General features: G+C 55.4%; 19 protein-coding genes. 5 read left to right on the forward strand and 14 right to left on the reverse strand.

The window, feature by feature from the left end:
• Nucleotides 1-68 precede the first annotated feature (68 nt).
• The 4 genes from ahpC to FGI04_RS16205 all read right to left on the reverse strand — a co-directional run bounded on the left by ahpC (nt 69) and on the right by FGI04_RS16205 (nt 3,568).
• Nucleotides 69-632 (reverse strand): alkyl hydroperoxide reductase subunit C, encoded by a 564-nt coding sequence (gene ahpC / locus FGI04_RS16190; protein ID WP_012883250.1) that lies wholly within the window; start codon nt 630-632, stop codon nt 69-71.
• 104 nt (nt 633-736) lie between these two features.
• Nucleotides 737-1,735 carry a FecCD family ABC transporter permease gene (locus FGI04_RS16195; RefSeq protein WP_407274481.1) on the reverse strand — a complete coding sequence of 333 codons (999 nt, stop codon included), beginning with the start codon at nt 1,733-1,735 and terminating at the stop codon, nt 737-739.
• On the reverse strand, nt 1,732-2,709 hold the full coding sequence (locus FGI04_RS16200; RefSeq protein WP_407337357.1) for an ABC transporter substrate-binding protein: 978 nt from the start codon (nt 2,707-2,709) through the stop codon (nt 1,732-1,734). Before FGI04_RS16200 ends, FGI04_RS16195 begins: the two co-directional genes overlap by 4 nt.
• Nucleotides 2,710-2,776: 67 nt before the next feature.
• Nucleotides 2,777-3,568 (reverse strand): ABC transporter ATP-binding protein, encoded by a 792-nt coding sequence (locus FGI04_RS16205; protein WP_342698848.1) that lies wholly within the window; start codon nt 3,566-3,568, stop codon nt 2,777-2,779.
• Nucleotides 3,569-3,866: 298 nt separating this feature from the next.
• On the opposite strand from FGI04_RS16205, the gene FGI04_RS16210 reads away from it, so the two are divergent.
• Nucleotides 3,867-4,097, forward strand: coding sequence for a hypothetical protein (locus FGI04_RS16210; RefSeq protein WP_012883246.1), 231 nt, complete (start codon nt 3,867-3,869; stop codon nt 4,095-4,097).
• Between the two features lie 23 nt (nt 4,098-4,120).
• On the opposite strand, the gene FGI04_RS16215 is transcribed toward FGI04_RS16210, so the two are convergent.
• The 9 genes from FGI04_RS16215 to prfC form a co-directional block, all read right to left on the reverse strand.
• Nucleotides 4,121-4,573 (reverse strand): GNAT family N-acetyltransferase, encoded by a 453-nt coding sequence (locus FGI04_RS16215; RefSeq protein WP_342698849.1) that lies wholly within the window; start codon nt 4,571-4,573, stop codon nt 4,121-4,123.
• The gene (locus FGI04_RS16220; RefSeq protein WP_342698850.1) at nt 4,564-5,187 is read right to left on the reverse strand and encodes an HD domain-containing protein; all 624 of its coding nucleotides are present in this window, start codon (nt 5,185-5,187) and stop codon (nt 4,564-4,566) included. Before FGI04_RS16220 ends, FGI04_RS16215 begins: the two co-directional genes overlap by 10 nt.
• A 601-nt stretch (nt 5,188-5,788) precedes the next feature.
• Nucleotides 5,789-7,507, reverse strand: coding sequence for a methyl-accepting chemotaxis protein (locus tag FGI04_RS16225; RefSeq protein ID WP_342698851.1), 1,719 nt, complete (start codon nt 7,505-7,507; stop codon nt 5,789-5,791).
• 392 nt (nt 7,508-7,899) lie between these two features.
• Nucleotides 7,900-8,646, reverse strand: a complete 747-nt coding sequence (locus FGI04_RS16230) for an SDR family oxidoreductase (RefSeq protein WP_407322215.1) — start codon at nt 8,644-8,646, stop codon at nt 7,900-7,902.
• A gap of 35 nt (nt 8,647-8,681) precedes the next feature.
• Nucleotides 8,682-9,401: a 4'-phosphopantetheinyl transferase family protein gene (locus FGI04_RS16235; RefSeq protein WP_248588462.1), complete on the reverse strand. Its 720-nt coding sequence runs from the start codon at nt 9,399-9,401 to the stop codon at nt 8,682-8,684.
• A 254-nt stretch (nt 9,402-9,655) separates the two neighbouring features.
• On the reverse strand, nt 9,656-10,444 hold the full coding sequence (locus tag FGI04_RS16240) for a TatD family hydrolase (protein WP_407274476.1): 789 nt from the start codon (nt 10,442-10,444) through the stop codon (nt 9,656-9,658).
• A 64-nt stretch (nt 10,445-10,508) separates the two neighbouring features.
• Nucleotides 10,509-10,700, reverse strand: a complete 192-nt coding sequence (locus FGI04_RS16245) for a CsbD family protein (RefSeq protein WP_407274475.1) — start codon at nt 10,698-10,700, stop codon at nt 10,509-10,511.
• A gap of 121 nt (nt 10,701-10,821) precedes the next feature.
• The gene (osmY, locus tag FGI04_RS16250) at nt 10,822-11,475 is read right to left on the reverse strand and encodes a molecular chaperone OsmY (RefSeq protein WP_342698853.1); all 654 of its coding nucleotides are present in this window, start codon (nt 11,473-11,475) and stop codon (nt 10,822-10,824) included.
• Between the two features lie 338 nt (nt 11,476-11,813).
• Entirely contained in the window at nt 11,814-13,403 is a 1,590-nt protein-coding gene (prfC, locus tag FGI04_RS16255; protein ID WP_016943199.1) for a peptide chain release factor 3, read from the reverse strand.
• Between the two features lie 394 nt (nt 13,404-13,797).
• On the opposite strand from prfC, the gene FGI04_RS16260 reads away from it, so the two are divergent.
• A complete protein-coding gene (locus tag FGI04_RS16260; protein ID WP_407336988.1) occupies nt 13,798-14,661 on the forward strand; it encodes a hypothetical protein in 864 nt (287 codons plus the stop codon).
• A 251-nt stretch (nt 14,662-14,912) separates the two neighbouring features.
• Nucleotides 14,913-15,689 carry a trans-aconitate 2-methyltransferase gene (gene tam / locus FGI04_RS16265; RefSeq protein ID WP_342698856.1) on the forward strand — a complete coding sequence of 259 codons (777 nt, stop codon included), beginning with the start codon at nt 14,913-14,915 and terminating at the stop codon, nt 15,687-15,689.
• A gap of 11 nt (nt 15,690-15,700) precedes the next feature.
• Here the strand turns inward: tam and FGI04_RS16270 are convergent, their stop codons facing one another.
• Nucleotides 15,701-16,381 (reverse strand): YtjB family periplasmic protein, encoded by a 681-nt coding sequence (locus tag FGI04_RS16270; RefSeq protein WP_342698857.1) that lies wholly within the window; start codon nt 16,379-16,381, stop codon nt 15,701-15,703.
• A gap of 128 nt (nt 16,382-16,509) precedes the next feature.
• Here FGI04_RS16270 and serB point away from each other — a divergent pair, with 128 nt between their 5' ends.
• Together serB and radA are read left to right on the forward strand one after the other, a co-directional pair.
• On the forward strand, nt 16,510-17,487 hold the full coding sequence (gene serB / locus FGI04_RS16275; RefSeq protein ID WP_342698858.1) for a phosphoserine phosphatase: 978 nt from the start codon (nt 16,510-16,512) through the stop codon (nt 17,485-17,487).
• Nucleotides 17,488-17,607: 120 nt separating this feature from the next.
• Nucleotides 17,608-18,993: a DNA repair protein RadA gene (gene radA / locus FGI04_RS16280; RefSeq protein WP_012883232.1), complete on the forward strand. Its 1,386-nt coding sequence runs from the start codon at nt 17,608-17,610 to the stop codon at nt 18,991-18,993.
• The last annotated feature ends 27 nt before the right edge of the window (nt 18,994-19,020 follow it).

Raw genomic sequence — 19,020 nt, forward strand, 5'->3', positions numbered from 1 at the left:
GCGTTGGCGTAAAAAATCGGGTGCGGGGCACCCGATAAAAAACATCAGAGGGAGAGGGAAAATCAGTCTTAGATCTTGCCAACCAGGTCCAGAGACGGTGCCAGCGTGGCATCACCTTCTTTCCATTTAGCCGGGCACACTTCACCAGGGTGAGAGGCCACGTACTGAGCCGCTTTCACTTTACGCAGCAGGTCAGACGCGTCACGGCCAATGCCTTCAGCGGTGATTTCCACAGCCTGAATGATGCCCTGCGGGTCGACAATGAAAGTACCGCGGTCGGCCAGGCCTTGATCTTCACGCATGTTTTCGAAGTTACGGGTCAGCGCGCCAGTCGGGTCGCCGATCATCGCGTATTTGATTTTAGCGATGGTTTCAGAGCTGCTGTGCCAGGCTTTGTGAGTAAAGTGGGTATCGGTGGATACAGAGTAGATATCGACGCCGATTTTCTGAAACTCGTCGTAGTAGTCCGCAACGTCGCCCAGTTCGGTCGGGCAGACAAACGTAAAGTCAGCCGGATAGAAGAAGAACACGCTCCATTTACCTTCGATGTTCTGCTCGGTGACTTCGATGAACTGACCATCTTTGAAGGCCTGGTTTTTAAACGGTTTAACTTTAGTATTGATAACGGACATCTCTGTTTCCTCATGTGTTCCAATGTGTTTGGCTTGGAAGCTAAGGTACAAAAATGTGACGGATGTCGCTAATGCGTTGTCCGTATCAAATCGATAAGTGATACCTAACGTTTTGCCAGTAGCACAATCACAAAAATACCGCCCAACCCGGCGGTCACAATCCCCACCGGGAGCTCCTGCGACGCCAGCAATACACGGCTTAGGGTATCGCCGATACCCAGCAACACCGCGCCCAGCAAGCCGCACAGCACCAGCAACTGGCGATGGCGCGTACCAACCAGCGGACGGCACAAATGCGGCACCATCAGCCCGACAAATCCGATCACCCCGGTCAATGACACCAACAATGCCGTCGCCAGCGCACAGCACAGGAACACCTCAAGGCGCAGCCGGTTGACATTAACCCCCATCGATGTCGCCGTCTGTTCACCGGCCAGCAAACTGTCCAGCGCCCGCCAGCGCGCCATCACAACTCCAATTAATATCAACAGGCTGCACAGCGCTACCGGCAGATTATCCCAACGCGCCAGCCCCAGCCCGCCAAGAGACCAGAACAACACCGCACTGGCGGCGCGTTGGTCACCGGAAAATACCAGATAGCTGGTTAACGCCCCGAACAAAAAGGAAATTGCCAGCCCGCAGATCACCAGATGCTCCGCCTGTCGCCCCTGACGCAGAAAAAACAGCAGCGTCACCGACAGCGCCGAGCAAATCCCCCCGCCAAACGCCGCAACCGGTAGCGTGAAGGCACCAAACCATTCGCCAAAGCGGGTTATCACCAGCACGGCACCTGCCGACGCGCCGGAGGACAACCCAAACAGAAAGGGATCCGCCAGATCGTTGCGGGTGGTGGTTTGTAGCAACGCGCCGACCATCGCCAACCCGGCACCGGTGATGGCAGCCAGCAGCGTACGCGGCACACGCAGCTCCAGCACGATGCGGCGCACCGTCTCCGGTACGCCTGGGTGCTCCGGCGTCAGTGCCGCCAGTACCTGCGTCAGCGGGATCCGAATGGCCCCCACCGCAGTACTAAAGAGCATCACCACCAGCAACACCAACAGCGTGAGCAGGCAGACCACCGTATAGTGGCGGCACGATCTCATTGCGCCGTAACCGGATATTGTGCCGTAGCTGGATATTGTGCCGTAGCCGGGTAAAGCGCGTGGGCGAGTTTTTCAATCGCCGTAATATTGGCCGGCCCCGGCGTCAGCTCGGCATACTGCAATTTCAGGTAGCGCTGGTGTTCCACCGCCGGGGTATGCTTCATCAACGGATGCGTCTGCAGAAAATGCTGCAACGCCGCTGCGCCGCCGCCATTCTGGTAGTCGAGTAAAATGATCAGGTCCGGTTGCGCCGCCGCGACCGTCTCCCAGGAGGTGGTGGCCCAACTCGCCGCCATGCCATCCATCACATTACGGCCCCCCGCGGCCTCGATAATGGCGGTCGGCATGGCGTATTCCCCACTGGTAAAAGGCTTATCCTCACCGGAGTCATACACAAATACTGCTGGCGCAACCTGCCCTGTCGGCGGTTTGGGCAAGGCCGCCAGCCGCGCTTTCCATTGTTCGACCAGCGCCTGTGCCTGTTCCGCACGGCCAAAAATTTTCCCCAGCGTTAACACGTCGTCATACAGCAATGCCATGCTGGCGCGCGGGCGATGCGCGTCTTCAAAAATACAGCTTTCACTCAGCACCAGCGTCTTGATGCCGTAGGTCGCCAGCGTATCCGGCGTGACCTCGCCCCCCACCTTCATACCGTAATTCCAGCCCGCAAAGAAAAAATCCGGATTGGCACCCAGCAGGGTTTCCAGCGACGGGTATTTCGGCGACAGCTCGGGAATCGTCCCCATTTGCTGGCGAAATTCCGGCGTCATTTTGTACCAACCGCTGATACCGGTCAGGCCGACAATCTGCGGTTGCAGGTGCAGCGCGAACGCCATTTCCGCCATGTTCAGGTCATTGATGATGGCGCGCTGCGGCGCTTGCGTGAAGGTCAGCGGTTTACCACAACTGTGCACCGTCACCGGGAACCCCGACGCCTGCGCTGCCATAGCGCTGCATCCCAACAAGACACACATCACGCTGGCAAAGGCGCTAACCCGCAGCCCGCCATTACCGACTTTATTCATAGGTTTCCTCTGGTTATCAACCCGCTCGTGCAGGCACATCAAAAAGGCGTAACGGCAAGCCGGTTTGAGGATGAGATACCGTAAAGCTGTGAACGCCAAACACCGGGTAGACAGTCTCATTGTCCAGCGCCCGTGCGGGCACGTCCCAACACACCTGCCGCCCCTGAAACAACACCAACACCCGATCGGCAAACGCCTCTACCAGCGACAAATCGTGCAACACCGCGACCACCGCGATACCGCGTTGCCGGACCAGCGCCAGTAGCGCCGCCCGCCCACGTGGGTCCAGATGGTTGGTCGGCTCATCCAGCAGCAAAACCTCCGGTCGTTGCGCCAGTGCGCGCGCCAGAAATGCCCGCTGACGCTCACCTCCCGACAGCACCGCCAGCCTGCGTTGTCGTAGCGGCGACAAGCCGGTTTCCTCCAGCACGTGCGTTACCGTATCCTGCTGTGCCGCTGGCGACAGGGCATCCGCATGCGGTAAACACCCCAGCGACACGTACTCTTCCACCGTGAGCGACAGGCTGGGGGTATCATGCTGGCTCATCAGTGCCATATGCCGTGCCCGTTGCTGGCGAGACAGCTGCGCCAGCGGTTTATCTCCCAGCCAGACGCGCCCGCCCGCGGGCGGCGAGTCATGCAATAAGGCGCGTAATAGCGTCGATTTACCGCTGCCGTTCGGGCCGACAATCGCCAGACACTCCTTGCTCCCGACGGAAAAGTGAATATCGGTCAGTACTCGTTGACCGGTCGTGTGTACCGCATTCAAATGCTCTACCCGTAACAAAGGCGGCATGGTCTGCCACATGTCAGAACCCTCCCACATCCAATAGCTTATTTTGTTATGTTATAATATAACAAAATAAAAGATACCAAAACGCGGTCATCATGAGGGTGGATGAAGAGTGGATGGAGGGTGGGATGTCATGGGCTTCATGCCCGTCATGAACGCTTACAAACTGTACGATTATTGGATAAGTGCGAAGGATGCGAAGCAGAAAAGGGTATGTTATAACAAGCCGCAGTGTATTCTTTTCAACGCGTTTTTTTCAACGCAGTTATTTTCAATACGGTTCGGTTGCCTGGCAACCTACAGGTGGTGGGTGATGAAACTCAGAATGTCGCTGGTTTTTCTCTCGTTTGCGGCGGCCAACGCGTCGGCGTTTCAGGCCAAGTTAACGCCAGTCAATCCGAATGACGCCGCGAAGCTGGCGCAAATGGAAACCGCATTCAGTAACGGCCATGTCGCCACCAGTCCGTTGGGCATCTGCGATGCCACCTCTGTAAGCGGTTGCAACTGCCCGTTTTGCACCCAGTTGAGAAGTATTGGTCGTTAACCGTTCGTCATGACGTAACAGGGTCATGACGAAACACCAGCCAGGGTTTTACGATGACTGACATCGGGGAGACTGACCGGTAAATACCCCTGGCGCTGGTAAAACCGTGCCGCCTCAAGGGTGTCGGTAAAAAGATATAATTCGCGAAAATAGCTCGCCGCCGCCTGTTCGATAACGGTTAACAGCTCACGCCCCACACCCTGCCGACGATAATCCAAAGCAACATAAAAACGCCGTAACCGCCCGGTGTACGGCATGCCCGCTTGCTGATTAACGCCGCCAATCGCCACCAGACGCTCGGCCTCAAACACGGCAAATAGCCCTTCACCGGGTAAGCGGAAATCATTAGCACCAGACTGAAACTCCGTCTGCAACCGGCATAAAAACCGAAACCCTTGCTGCTGACTTTCAGCCACCAGCACCGCCAGCGCTTCAGGCAATGCGTCAAGACGTACAATTTGCACACTCACACCCATTCCTGTGCCCGCTCCAGCACGGTACTCAACGGCAGGTGCGCTTCGTATTGCTGCCAAAGCTGTTGATACCAGCTCTCATCCCCCAACGAGCGGTGAATACACAATATCGTGTGGTCACACTGGCGGGTTGCTGCGGCATACAACCGAGGGTCACCTTGTGTCAGCACCGCCAGCAGACGGCGCATTTCCACCATGTACGGGCGGGCAAACACCGGGTCCTGTTCCAGGACATTGCGGCTGTTATCAATCAGATCGCACAGCTTGATGCTTTGTGCTTGAGGACAGGCGGCCGCACTGTGCAGCAAATTGGCGTTCTTACGGTGAATACGCTCGCCACCGTCCTGTCGGGTGCGAACATCCGTCAGCATTTCGACATAACGGGCCACCTGCGAGCCAAACAACCGGGTCACCTGTTCCAGTGTCACGGGGGTATCCTCCACCGTATCATGCAACCAGGCAGCAGCAATCATCTCCTGTGACGGCTCAATTTGCATCAGCAACGTGACGACCGCCGCCGGATGAACAATATAAGGCTCACCGGTATATTTCCGTTTTTGCTCGCAGGCGGCATGCGCCTCGGTAGCAAATTCTCGGGCTCGTTCAATCAGTGTCATTTTTCCGCTCCTCAAAAGGAGTCAATGTCTGGCGAGATACCGTTGCAACATCATTATCAAACCTGCCTCATTATCAAACCTGCCCATCATCAAACCAGACCCACCCTCCCCCTATACGGGGAATAACCATCAACGGGACACAGTTATAAACACGACAGAGTCATAAACAAAGCAGGGTCATAAACAAGACATAGCCATCAAAGGAACACGGCTATATACCCAAAATAATTCGAGTTGCAGGCAGGCGGCAATCGAGCGAATCCCCAGGAGCTTACATAAGTAAGTGACTGGGGTGAGTGAGGGCAGCCAACGCACCTGCAACTTGAAGTATGACGGGTATAAATGATGTTGAAAAACGTCGCCAGACTACTTGCTGCCTTTATTAAATAATAAACGATCTCTGAAATAATTCGAGTCACGCCCGGTTGCCAGCGCCGTTTTTATTCCGTCAGTTAAGTGGGTTGGTTAAGAAAAAGTCAGTGCTGTTTTATTCCAGCGTTATTTCAGCCGGGCATAACGCATTTATCGACAGTTTTTCACTGAAAAAACGGGTAGCCGCTGGCTACCCACTTTTATCTCAGCACGATTTCATCGCGTTTACTCAGAACGTTTCCCAGTCATCGTTGCTGGTTTTCGCCTTTTTCACACCCGGGAGCGTTTTGGGTAATGTAGCTTGTGCGGCAACCGCGCGAGCTGGTACGCCGACAGCTGGCCGTGGTTCCGTACTGTCGATACGAAACGCCGATACTGCCTCGTTAAGCCCGGCGGCCTGCTCGGCCAGTGACGTCGCCGCCGCCGTCGCCTGCTCGACCAACGCCGCATTCTGTTGAGTAACGTTATCAATCGAGTTAATCGCCTGACCGACCTGATCGATACCCTTGCTCTGTTCCTGCGACGCGACCGAAATTTCCGCCATGATATCCGTTACGCTGGTCACGGCGTTGACGATATCCTGCATGGTTTCCCCGGCACGGCTAACCTGATCAGACCCCGTTTCCACCAGCGCGACCGATTCGGTGATGAGGCCTTCGATTTCTTTGGCGGCCTGCGCACTGCGCTGTGCCAGCGAACGCACCTCACCTGCCACCACCGCAAAACCTCGCCCTTGCTCACCGGCTCGCGCCGCTTCTACCGCCGCGTTCAGCGCCAGAATGTTGGTCTGGAAAGCGATACCGTTGATGATGTTGGTGATTTCAGAAATCTTCTTCGAACTCTGATGAATATTCCCCATGGTTTGTACTACGCCATCCACCAGTTCGCCGCCCTGTCGTGCCTTACCAGAGGCATTCCCCGCCAGTTGGCTGGCATGGTTGGCGTTCTCAGCGTTATGACGCACGGTAGAGGTCAGTTCTTCCATACTGGCGGCGGTCTGTTCCAGCGCGGAAGCCTGCTCTTCGGTACGGGAAGAAAGATCGCTGTTACCGGCGGAAATCTCGGTAATGCCCTGATAAATAGCCTCAACCCCGTGGCGTACATTGCTGACGGTCCGAGCCAGCGACTGCTGCATATTTTGCAGATAGTGGCCCAACTGCCCGACTTCGCCGCGCCCCCATTGCGCCAGTGGCATGGTGAGATCGCCTGAGGCGATGCGCTCGATACGCTCAACCAGCGAACGCATCGGCGTGATAATCACCCGGCGCAGACACAGGTAGGTAAACAACGACACCAGCACGGCCACCACAAAACTGACGGCCATGACGCTATAGCCAAATACCGACTCCTGCTGTGCCTCGCGGTTGAGCGCTTCCGCCCGCTGGGTGCGGATGGCCACCACTTTCAGCAACACGTCATTGTAGGCGAGGTCAAGTTTACGGGTCTGTTTCCATTCAATGGCGAGCACCTCGTCGTAACGCCCGGCTTTCACGGCATCCAGCATCGGCCTGACGCCAGTGTTCACGTACTCGTTGTAACGCTGTTGCAGTGCGTCATCCAGCGCCAGGTCCGCCGGTGTTTTGACTTCACGGCTTTGATAAGCGGCAAAGCTATCCGCTGACTGTTTCAGGCGACCTTCGGCTTGTTGAATACTGCTGCTGGCGGTGTCTTTATCACCGTCTTTAGCGGCGGCCGCCGCCTGAATCAGCATCAGACGAGCGGTACGCAGATGGTTAGAACTGTTGGACACCCCCAGACGGACCTGGATTTCTGCGGTGACATCGTTGAGGGAACTGTTGCTGCGTACCAGAAAATGGACGGAAAATCCGATAGCCAGCGCGAACAAAAGCAGGATAACGCCGATAATGGAACTGAACATCGGCATCAGCCGCCAATGGTGCCAGAAACTCACTCCAGGCGACGAAGAAGACAGAGTAGCGGTATTCATCATTTTTTCCTTTCAGAGCACAGTGAACACTAAAGTTATACAAAACATTGCGTTAGTTATCGGCGTGTTAATCTCCGGGATTAATCAATGCGAATTAAAACGAAGCGGAAAGACATGATTTTCGGTGAGGAAAAGAACAGCGGTAAAAAAATCAATTAACTGATTTTAAATTATAAAAATAAATACACTGTGGTATTGAAGGAAAATGATCGCTAAGCGTGCATTAAATTTGTGGCAGCTGCACAAACCAAAATACATCAAAAAACATTTAATATTACATTTGGATACAATATCACCACTACACCATTGGCGGGCGTCACCACCCAACGGTGTCGTCGCCGGTATTCAGCGCCAGTTTCCTGCTTAACCGACTCTGCCGAGGCAACCGGGTTTTACACCTCAGTATTGAAAGCCCGAAAACGCTCAGCGTATGCCCCTTCACGTTCAGCAAACCGCAACGCGCGAGCCCTATCGACGACAATCTCATCGGCTTGCGGCTGCTGTGAGAGTAACGCCAGCGTTTCATCAATAAAATCAGGTAGCGGCATCGCCCGAGGATCATAGCCCTGCTCGCCTTGTAACCCGGTTTGCACCCAGGGAGGGATAATCTCGATGACCTGTACCGGCGTCTGGCGAAGCTGACAACGCAACGCCTCGGTGTAGGCATGCAACGCCGCTTTAGTGGCGCAATAGGTAGGGGTGATAGCCTGCGGCAAAAAAGCCAGTTCCGATGTTACATTCAGCACCGCCGCCTGCGGCTGACGCAGCAAGTGAGGTATCAACGCACCGGTTAACCACAACGGCCCCAGCAGGTTGGTCGATACCGTGTCGGTGATCAACTGCGGATCCACCGCGGTCAGATCTTCACGCCGTTGGATCCCCGCGTTATTGATTACCACATTGAGCGTTGGGTGATCCTGCAGCAACTGCGCGACAAACGCACTGATAGCGTCAGGATCTCGCTGATCCAGCACCTGCCAGGCCATACCGGGAAAAGACGCCGCCGCCTGCTGCAATGTCGTTGCGTGTCGCCCGGTGATAATCACCTGATTGCCCCGCTGATGAAACACCGCCGCCAACCCCAGTCCGATACCTGACCCTCCGCCGGTGATCAGTATCGTATTCCCCGTCATGTTCATCGTGGTCGTTTCCTGTTGTGGTGGTGCCATTCGGCTCAGTTAAACAGAAAGGTGGTGATATCGTTGTCACGCAATTGGTAAGACCCACAGAAGCGACGCCCCTGCGGATAATCGGCAGACAGGTCAGTCAGCAGTTGCAGCGTGAACGTCCGCTGTGTGGTATCCAGCCCGACCATGCGCACATCCAGAAAGTCGAAGTAGCGTTTCACCTGTGGGTACAACGCTTTAAACAGGCTCTCTTTGGCTGAAAAACTGAGCGTCAGCATACTGGCGAAAGGAATGGGATCATGGGAATGCAACCAGTCGTATTCAATCTCATCGGCGATGCCGGGCCACAGATTATCAGCACGCTCGCCACTCATCCGGGTTTCAATATCCAGCCCAACGCACGTCATATCCTGACCACATCGATGCGCGGCACACAGCACGCTGTCAACGTTGTGACTCAGGGAACCGACGATCCCCGCAGGCCACTGCGGCGAACGATCGGGCGCGCTGGTGAGTACATAGCCCTCCACCCCCAGGCGTGACATGACGTTTTGCGCCAGATAACGCCCCGCCAGATATTCAGCTCGTCGTTTCGGCACCGAGCGGGCAATATCCGCCGGCACAGGAATACCCGCCCGCGAGAACAGATCATCGCGATACGCCGACAACTCAAAATGGCAGCGGGCACAATGTCCAGGGTAAGCGGCCGCACTCCCGGCCTGATAAACGGTCAACCATTCGATATTGTTAATAAATGAAGAAAGCATGTCACTGCACTCTGCAACCGGATATACGCCGTTAACGGTCTGGCTATCCGATAAATAAGCGATGTTTCATCAGCTTGAACGTGAACGCCTGTGGCAAAACACCGACTACTGTTACACCCGCGTCAAAGAGAAACCGGTAAGAAAAACCGTCTCCCAATCACTTCCCTTGATTAATAAGGGTCATTAAACCCATCCCTTATGCCGCCAAGTATAGCGTTAAGTCGCGCAATGTAGGCAATAAACGCCGATGCTGATCACTGCAGTGCCGGAAACAGTCGCCGTGTATTGGCAAGAAGGGTGTCCGCAATCACCTGCAGCGACTCAGAACGCAGTTCACATAGCGTGTTGAACACACAAACCAAACGCTCCGGGCGATTCGGCTGCCCTTGAAATCCACACACCGGCATATCCGGCGCATCGGTCTCCAACAGCAACCGCTCGAGCGGTAAGCGCGCGATCGCCTGACGAGTCTTGTTAGCTCGGGGATAGGTGATAGTGCCGCCAACGCCAATGTAGTAACCCAGACGAATAAACGTCATCGCCTGATCGTAACTACCAGCAAAACCATGCACCACGCCAGTACAAGGAACCGGGTAACGACGCAGCATTTGCGCCAGTTGGTCGTGGCTACGGCGGGAATGAAGGATAACCGGCAAGTCGTGGCGAGCAGCCAGTTTAAGTTGTGCACCCAGAAACGCTTTTTGCCGCTCAAATTGAGGATCCGACATGTACAGATCCAGGCCGATCTCCCCCACCGCTACCAGACGAGGCGGGGCCTGTTCAAGCGCGGACGCCAGCTCGGCCAGATGCGACTCCTGATGCCCGGCGATATACAACGGATGCAACCCCAGTGCGGCGTAAAGCGCAGGCCAGCGCTGACTGAGCGACAATACCCGCTCAAAATGCTCAGCCGCAACGGCAGGAATGATAAGACGGTGGACCCCCGCCTGCCCGGCTCGTGCCAGACTACCTGCGGCATCATCCGCAAACAGGGGAAAATCAAAGTGACAATGGGTATCAATAAACTCGACGGGCGTCGCCATCGGGTCATCAGATATCGCGCCGGATAACGAATCAGTTAAAAAGGCAGTGGGCAACGGCTATCTCTCAGTGCAGGCTGTCATGCCTTGAGGATACCTCGTCCTGCTCTTTTCCGTAATATTCCTGCATCACACCGGCCAGAAAATCGTGGTTTCCCGATACCCAGGCATCGTCACTGTCCACATATTCAGCCCAGAGCTCCCACAAGCATCCCTTCAACTGCTTCCACCTGCCCATCGCGACATCCAGATTCATCATGATGACCCCCCAGCAAGAACAGAACAAAAACTCAGATAAAAAACTACGCCGCCAGTATGACGAAACAATATGACAAACGTGTGGACTTCGTTCGCTTGCGCTGCGGGGGGACGAGTGTGGCTTAGGATTTCACCGTCAGCTCGTTCTTGACGCTCTTCACACCGCTGACCGCTTTAGCGATGGATTCCGCCCGCTCGGCTTGCGCCCGGTTCGCGACCTGGCCGGTCAGCAACACCACGCCATCCTGGGTTATCACCTTGATATGGCGGGAAGGCACGATGTCATCGGCCAGAAGTTTGGCTTTGATGGTGCTGGTGGTCAGTGCATCGTCAGCATACCCGCCCACCGACTGCACACCGCTGCCATCTTTAACCTGCAATTTATCGCTGACTGATTTCACCCCTTCAGTCTGGGCAGCAATTTTCACCGCACCGGTCGCCATTTGCTGGCTGGCAATAAACCCGCTGAGTGTCACCACGCCATCGTGGGTAGAAACGGAGATGTCATTGCTGTCGAGCGTTTCATCTTTCAGTAATGCGCTTTTTACTCTGGCAGTGAGCGTACTGTCATCCACATAGTCTGTGGCTTGTTGTACGGAATTGTCGATGGTTTTACCGGCGGTCTGCGCGATACGCTGCGCCTGCTGCACCAGCGTTTCCTGTTCAGCCTGCGCGTTGGCGCTCACCAGTACGGAACCCAGTACTATCGTCAGCGAAAATACCGTCGTCAGCGAAAATGCCGTCGCCGACGAAAATGCAATCGTGGTCTTTTTCATCGCAACCTTCCTTATCGTTATCGCCTGTTTTACCGCAGGGGGACTCCCCTCAGGCCGGAACGATTCGCTACACGTCATCAGATTATTTATTCAAATAAACAAATAAAATAAAAATAACGAACCATTACTCAATGCATTAAAAGTCAAATAAACCAAAAAGTAACACACCGTTAACTATAGACAATCGCAGGGAAAAGCCCAGCACCGGATGGCCGACAGGTCGTGATTTCAGATTTGTCCGTGATGCGAGAAATGGCGGGGATACAGCAATAATACGATGATAATTAAAGAATAAAATAAAAAGCCCACTCCGGCTGGAGTGGGCTGCAAACCAGCGATTAATGCTCGCGGGTTTTATAGAACTTCACGTCAGGATAACGTTCCTGAGCGAGGTTGAGGTTCACCATAGTCGGTGCGATATACGTGAGATTATCGCCGCCATCCAGCGCCAGGTTTGATTCGTTCTTACGTTTGAAATCCTCGAATTTCTTCACGTCGCCGCACTCAACCCAACGGGCGGTGGAAACGTTCACCGATTCGTACACCGCTTCTACGTTGTATTCGGTTTTCAGGCGGGCTACCACCACGTCAAACTGCAGCACCCCGACCGCACCCACGATCAAATCGTTGTTCATCAGTGGACGGAACACCTGCACCGCCCCCTCTTCGGACAACTGCACCAGCCCTTTGAGCAACTGCTTCTGCTTGAGCGGATCACGCAGGCGGATACGGCGGAACAGTTCCGGGGCGAAGTTGGGGATACCGGTGAATTTCAGATCTTCACCCTGAGTAAAGGTATCGCCAATCTGAATCGTGCCGTGGTTGTGCAAGCCGATAATGTCGCCCGGCCAGGCTTCCTCAACATGAGAGCGATCGCCTGCCATGAACGTCAGCGCATCAGAGATCACCACGTCTTTGCCGGTACGCACCTGACGCAGCTTCATCCCTTTCTCATAGCGGCCGGACACCACCCGCATAAACGCCACACGGTCGCGGTGTTTCGGGTCCATGTTGGCCTGAATCTTGAACACAAACCCGCTGAATTTCTCTTCGTCGGCACTCACCACACGCGCATCGGTCTTACGCGGCATCGGCGCGGGTGCCCAGGCCACCAGACCATCCAGCATGTGATCGACACCGAAGTTACCCAGCGCCGTACCGAAGAATACCGGCGTCAGTTCCCCATTCAGGAACGCTTCCTGCTCGAATTCGTGCGACGCGCCTTTGACCAGTTCCAGCTCTTCACGCAATTGCGCCGCCAGATCGTCACCGACCGCCTGATCCAATTCCGGGTTATCCAGCCCTTTGACGATACGAACGGCCTGAATGGTATGACCCATACCGCTCTGGTAAAGATAGGTTTCGTCTTTGTACAGGTGGTAGACGCCTTTAAACAGCTTACCGCAGCCAATCGGCCAGGTAATCGGCGCACAGGCGATGTTCAGTTCGTTTTCTACCTCGTCCAGCAATTCCATCGGATCACGGATATCACGGTCGAGTTTATTCATAAAGGTCAGGATCGGCGTATCACGCAGACGGGTCACTTCCATCAGCTTACGGGTCCGGTCCTCAACGCCTTTGGCGGCATCGATCACCATCAAACAGCAGTCGACGGCGGTCAGCGTGCGGTAGGTATCTTCAGAGAAGTCTTCATGCCCCGGTGTATCGAGCAGGTTGACCAGACTTTCTCGATACGGGAACTGCATCACCGAGGTGGTAATCGAGATACCACGCTGTTTTTCCATTTCCATCCAGTCAGATTTAGCATGCTGGTTGGAACCGCGCCCTTTTACCGTACCGGCAACCTGGATCGCCTGTCCGAACAGCAATACCTTTTCCGTAATGGTGGTTTTACCGGCGTCAGGGTGAGAGATAATAGCGAATGTCCGACGTTTCGAGACTTCGCGTGCGTATTCACTTGGAGACATGTTATTCAGGCTTCTTTAACAGTGAGGCGCCGACACCCCTATTCACGCAGAGATGTCGCACCAGACAAAAATAGAAAATAAAGACAGATAAAGCTGTCTGATGCCAATCAATTAAGCCATCGGGGCTCGCGCTAAGCGCAGCCGCCCGGCTGAAAGATTCCTCTAAGCACTTTTACACGCGTTTTCCCCCACACAGGCTTAAGTGACAGGCATCGTAGCGACAGATGGATAAGCCGATCATTTTCTCCGATTTACCGGCCGGGCACAATCGCTCATCACCTAAACCCTGCATTCAACACACCGTCGAAAATAACATTTAGACACACTTGTAAAGATCTGACTTACATTTACCGATAACAAACAGGCTAACGCTTACCGATTTAAAGGAGAGAGCATGAACCTGTCTGTTAACAGCATTACGGGATATAGCCAGCCTCAGTCCCAGAACGCTACGCCGTCTGACATCAACACAGAACCGCGCGACCCTATTACCGGGAAAACCATCACGATGCCGACCAGCATCAAGGTTTCCGAAGAAACGCTGGCGCGCTGGCGTCAGGCCTCATCATCCAGCAACACGTTAAGTAAGGAAGAGCAGGAAAAACTGACGCGCGCGATTCGCGATCTGCGTAATGAGGCGCTCTCCCGCACGTCTTCCGGTGTCAGTCTGGACAACCCGCTGTTCCTTGACCCTGTGACCGCTAGCGACGGGCTGACCTTCAGTAGCTGGGCGAACAACCTCAAAGCTGACAGCGATATCAGCAAAGAGGACCTCCTGACACTGGTTCACAACGTGCTGGCCTACGGTTTTGCCGAACAGCAAAGCGATACCACCAGCGCGATGCAACTGAGCGTGAAAAAAGCCGAGCTGACCGCTATCAAAGACAAGTACCTGAACAGCGACTACCAACAGCAGGCTCAGGCAGCTATCGACGCATTTGCCAGCCAGAAAATCGCGGCACAAGACACCATCAATAAAGCCCTGATGGAAGGGGAATACCGTATTGGCCTCGAAACAGGCGATACCACCCGCGCGGTATGGGCGCAAAGCCAGCTACAGAAATACGACACCGGCGCCAGCGACCTGCAGCTCAAACGCCAGCAGGTTTTTGCGCTGGCAAGCGGTAATGATGTCGATGGCTGGTTCGATCGTTTCCGCACGTATCTGCAACCCACCTCATCACCCAGCGACTGGGAGCAACACAACATCAATGCATTGCAACAGCAATGGCAGCAGTTCCAGCAACGTCTGGGGTAATTTTGGGGTAATAACGGCGCTACAGCACAATCGGGGAGTGACTGTCAGAGAGCGATTCTCAACAGACGACAGTCACAGATCGCCCCTCAGAGATCGCCTTCCAGAGATCACCTTTTGGAGATCAATTGTGCTGTATTCCCCATTATCCCCCGGAAATGCACCGCCATGGATGGAAAAAATCCCGCTTACTTCTTATGCTGCTACTCCCTGACCCGGTTTCCCCATCGCTCCCACCTGCCAAGGAGATAGCCATGCAAGACTGGAATCCCGAGCTTTACCTGCGTTTTGCCAATGAACGTACCCGTCCGGCCCTCGAACTGTTATCCCGTATTTCGCATCCCAACCCTACCCGTGTCACCGATCTGGGCTGCGGCCCTGGCAACAGCACCGAGTTGCTGCATCAGGCGTGGCCGCAGGCGCACGTCACCGGCGTGGATAACTCAGCCGCGATGCTGCAACAAGCGCAGCAACGCCTGCCGGGTTGTACATTCCAGCAGGCCGACATCGCTGACTGGCAACCGGATACCCCGCAGGACGTCATCTACGCTAATGCCGCGCTGCAATGGTTGACGGATCATGAGCGCCTGCTATCGGCGTTGGTGACGCATCTGGCACCGGGTGGCGTACTGGCGGTGCAAATGCCGGACACATTGAGCCAGCCCACACACCAACTGATGCGTAGCGTCGCCGCCAAAGGGCCGTGGAAGGATCGATTTGGCGACATAGACCAGATCCGACACTCGCTGCTCAGTCCCGGTCAGTATTACGACGTGTTGGTCAGTCACGGTTGCGACGTGGATATCTGGCAGACCACCTATTATCACATCATGGGGGGAGCACAGGCGGTTATCGAGTGGTTGAAAGGCACCGGGTTGCGCCCATTCCTGGCACCGTTGAACGCGCAGGAACAGCAGGACTTTTTGCAACGCTACCAGAGCTGCCTGCAAGCGGCTTACCCGGCTCAGGCCGACGGCAACAGCCTGCTTATCTACCCGCGCCTGTTTATGGTGGCGACGCGACACCGGTAATAAATCGCTGTCTAGGGTTTGCGGGTTTTATCGCCATCCGGCACGGAAGCGCCGTCGTCATTCGCCGGTTCATCATCCTGCGACGAGGCATTAGCGGTCAGCAGGTAAGGCGACTGTTGCCAGCGGGAACGACGGTGCTGCAGCAAGGTACGGGCCAGAATAATGCCAATGGCCAGCGCCATCATGATCATCAACCGCAGGATGTTGGTGGTGTTATCCACCTGACGGGCTTCCGTCGCCAGCACATGGGTGTCCAGCGTGATACGCAAAAAACCGATCGGGCCGTCTTTAGTGTTGAGCGGCTCCACCATCTGGTGATTGAAGTAACTACCGGCGCGGCTGCCATCGAGCGCCAGCCGGTCACGAACGGCCACCTGCTCACCTGACCGTGCCACCAGCGTGCCGTCCTGCAGGTACACGGCGGCATCCAGAATACGGCTGTGATCCGTCAACTGCTGCAACATTTCTTCAATTTTGCTGCTGTTATCATTGTTACTCTCCAGCAACGGGGTCAGGTTGAACGCCACCTGACGTGTCAGCGTGCGCGCCAGCTCTTCTACCTGCTCGGAACGGGCCATCTGATGACTGAGGCTGAAATAAGACGCCCCTTGCAATAAGACCACCAACAGAGCCAGACAGATCAGCACAATGGCCGTGCGATGTAAGCGAAATTTAATCCGGGCCCGAACCATGGGAATACCTGCGCGATTTGGATACTTTCATGTTGCCAGAAGCGTTAGCGATAGGATAGCTTGTTGCGTTAATTTGTGGCCGTCCACCCCGTCAATGCTCACTACCCGCAGGAAAGGATATTTAACCCATGTCGAACCGTTTGACCTATAGCGATCTGCCCGATGAGATCAACTGCTGGCCAAATTTACCCTTGTCGCTGAGTGACGACGAGGTCATGCCGCTCGACTATCGCGCCGGTAATACCGGCTGGCTGATGTACGGCGATGTGCTCGACAAATATCTGCTATCCCGCATCCAGCGTCGTCTGGATGAACCGCTGGTGATAGTCAGCGCCTGGAGCGTGGACGACTATCAGGTTGTACGCCTGGCGGGTACCTTAACGCCGCGCATCACCAAGGTTGCCCACGAACTGGGTCTGGATGTCACACCGATGGGCAATACGCCGAGTTTGCGCTCGCCCGGCCTGTTGGTGATGGACATGGATTCCACCGCCATTCAGATCGAATGTATCGATGAAATCGCCAAACTGGCCGGTACCGGCGAACAGGTCGCGGAAGTGACCGAGCGCGCCATGCGTGGCGAACTGGATTTCGCCGCCAGCCTGCGCCAGCGTGTCGGCACCCTCAAAGGTGCTGATGCCAACATTCTGCGACAGGTGCGGGAAACATTGCCGCTGATGCCAGGCTTGAAAAACATGGTCAAACAGTTGCAGGACGCTGGCTGGCACCTGGCTATCGCATCCGGCGGTTTCACCTATTTCGCCGACTACCTGCGTGACGAACTCGGGCTAGTGGCTGCAGTCGCCAACGAAATGGGTATGCGCGATGGTAAACTGACCGGTGAAGTGATCGGCCCCATCATCGATGCGAAATATAAAGCCGATACGCTGCAGCAACTGGCCGAGAAGCTGGCGATCCCGACACACCAAACAGTCGCCATCGGCGACGGCGCCAACGACCTGCTGATGATTAAAGCTGCGGGGCTGGGCATCGCGTATCACGCCAAACCGAAAGTGAACCAGCAAAGTGCCGTCACTATCCGCCATGCGGACCTGACCGGCGTATTGTGTATTCTCAGTGGCAGCCTGCGACACGAAAAAAGCTGAACCGTACACCCGTTCACAGACCATTTGTTATGTGCAACGGGTGACAGACAATAAATCTTCACAGAGCAGTGCCATTCACAAAGCAGTAAAAAGAAAGCGCAGTAAAACAGGAGGGAATTCATGGCCAAAGCCGTCAAACGTGCTTTTGTCTGTAATGAATGCGGGGCTGACTACCCACGCTGGCAGGGGCAATGCAGCGCCTGCCACGCCTGGAACACCATCACCGAGGTGCGCCTGGCCGCCGCGTCCTCCTCATCACGCAGCGATCGCTTCTCCGGTTACGCCGGGGACAGCGGCAGTGTCAGTCGGGTGCAGAAACTCTCTGACATCAGCCTGGAGGCGCTGCCGCGTTTCTCCACCGGCTTTTTGGAGTTTGACAGGGTATTGGGCGGTGGCGTGGTCCCCGGCAGCGCCATTCTGATCGGCGGTAACCCGGGTGCGGGTAAAAGTACCCTGCTACTGCAAACCCTGTGCAAATTGTCCGAACAGATGAAAACCCTGTACGTCACCGGCGAGGAATCTCTCCAACAGGTGGCGATGCGCGCCCACCGCCTCGGTCTGCCCGCTCAACATATTAATATGCTGTCGGAAACCAGCATCGAGCAGATCTGCCTGATTGCCGAGCAGGAACAACCGAAGCTCATGGTGATCGACTCTATCCAGGTGATGCATCTGGCCGATATTCAATCGTCTCCCGGCAGCGTGGCGCAGGTGCGTGAAACCGCCGCCTACCTGACGCGCTTTGCGAAAACCCGTGGTGTTGCCATCATCATGGTCGGTCACGTCACCAAAGACGGCTCGCTGGCTGGCCCAAAGGTACTAGAGCATTGTATCGACTGTTCGGTATTGCTCGATGGCGATGCCGACTCCCGTTTTCGCACGCTGCGCAGCCACAAGAACCGTTTTGGTGCCGTCAACGAACTGGGCGTATTCGCCATGACGGAACAGGGGCTGCGGGAAGTGAATAACCCGTCCGCCATCTTCCTGAGCCGGGGTGATGAAATCACATCGGGCAGTTCCGTGATGGTGGTATGGGAAGGCACCCGACCGCTGCTGGTTGAGATTCAGGCGCTGGTGGACCAATCGATGATGGCCAACCCGCGCCGGGTCGCCGTTGGGCTGGAACAAAACCGGCTGGCTATTCTGCTGGCCGTATTGCATCGCCACGGCGGGTTGCAGATGTCGGATCAGGACGTGTTCGTCAACGTGGTGGGTGGCGTCAAGGTCACAGAAACCAGCGCCGATCTGGCGTTGCTGTTATCGCTGGTGTCCAGCTTCCGCGACCGGCCGCTGCCGCAGGATGTGGTAGTGTTCGGTGAAGTCGGTCTGGCGGGAGAAATTCGCCCGGTGCCAAGCGGTCAGGAGCGTATTATCGAAGCGGCCAAGCATGGGTTTAAACGCGCCATCGTGCCGTTTGCCAATATGCCGAAGAAACCCCCTGCCAATATGCAGGTAATGGGCGCGAAAAAACTGTCGGACGCGCTGGCGATTCTGGATGATCTGTAATTTCCATTAGGCTTTACTTGCCGGAAC

It is taken from the genome of Dickeya ananatis, assembly GCF_019464615.1.
Lineage (GTDB): Bacteria > Pseudomonadota > Gammaproteobacteria > Enterobacterales > Enterobacteriaceae > Dickeya > Dickeya oryzae.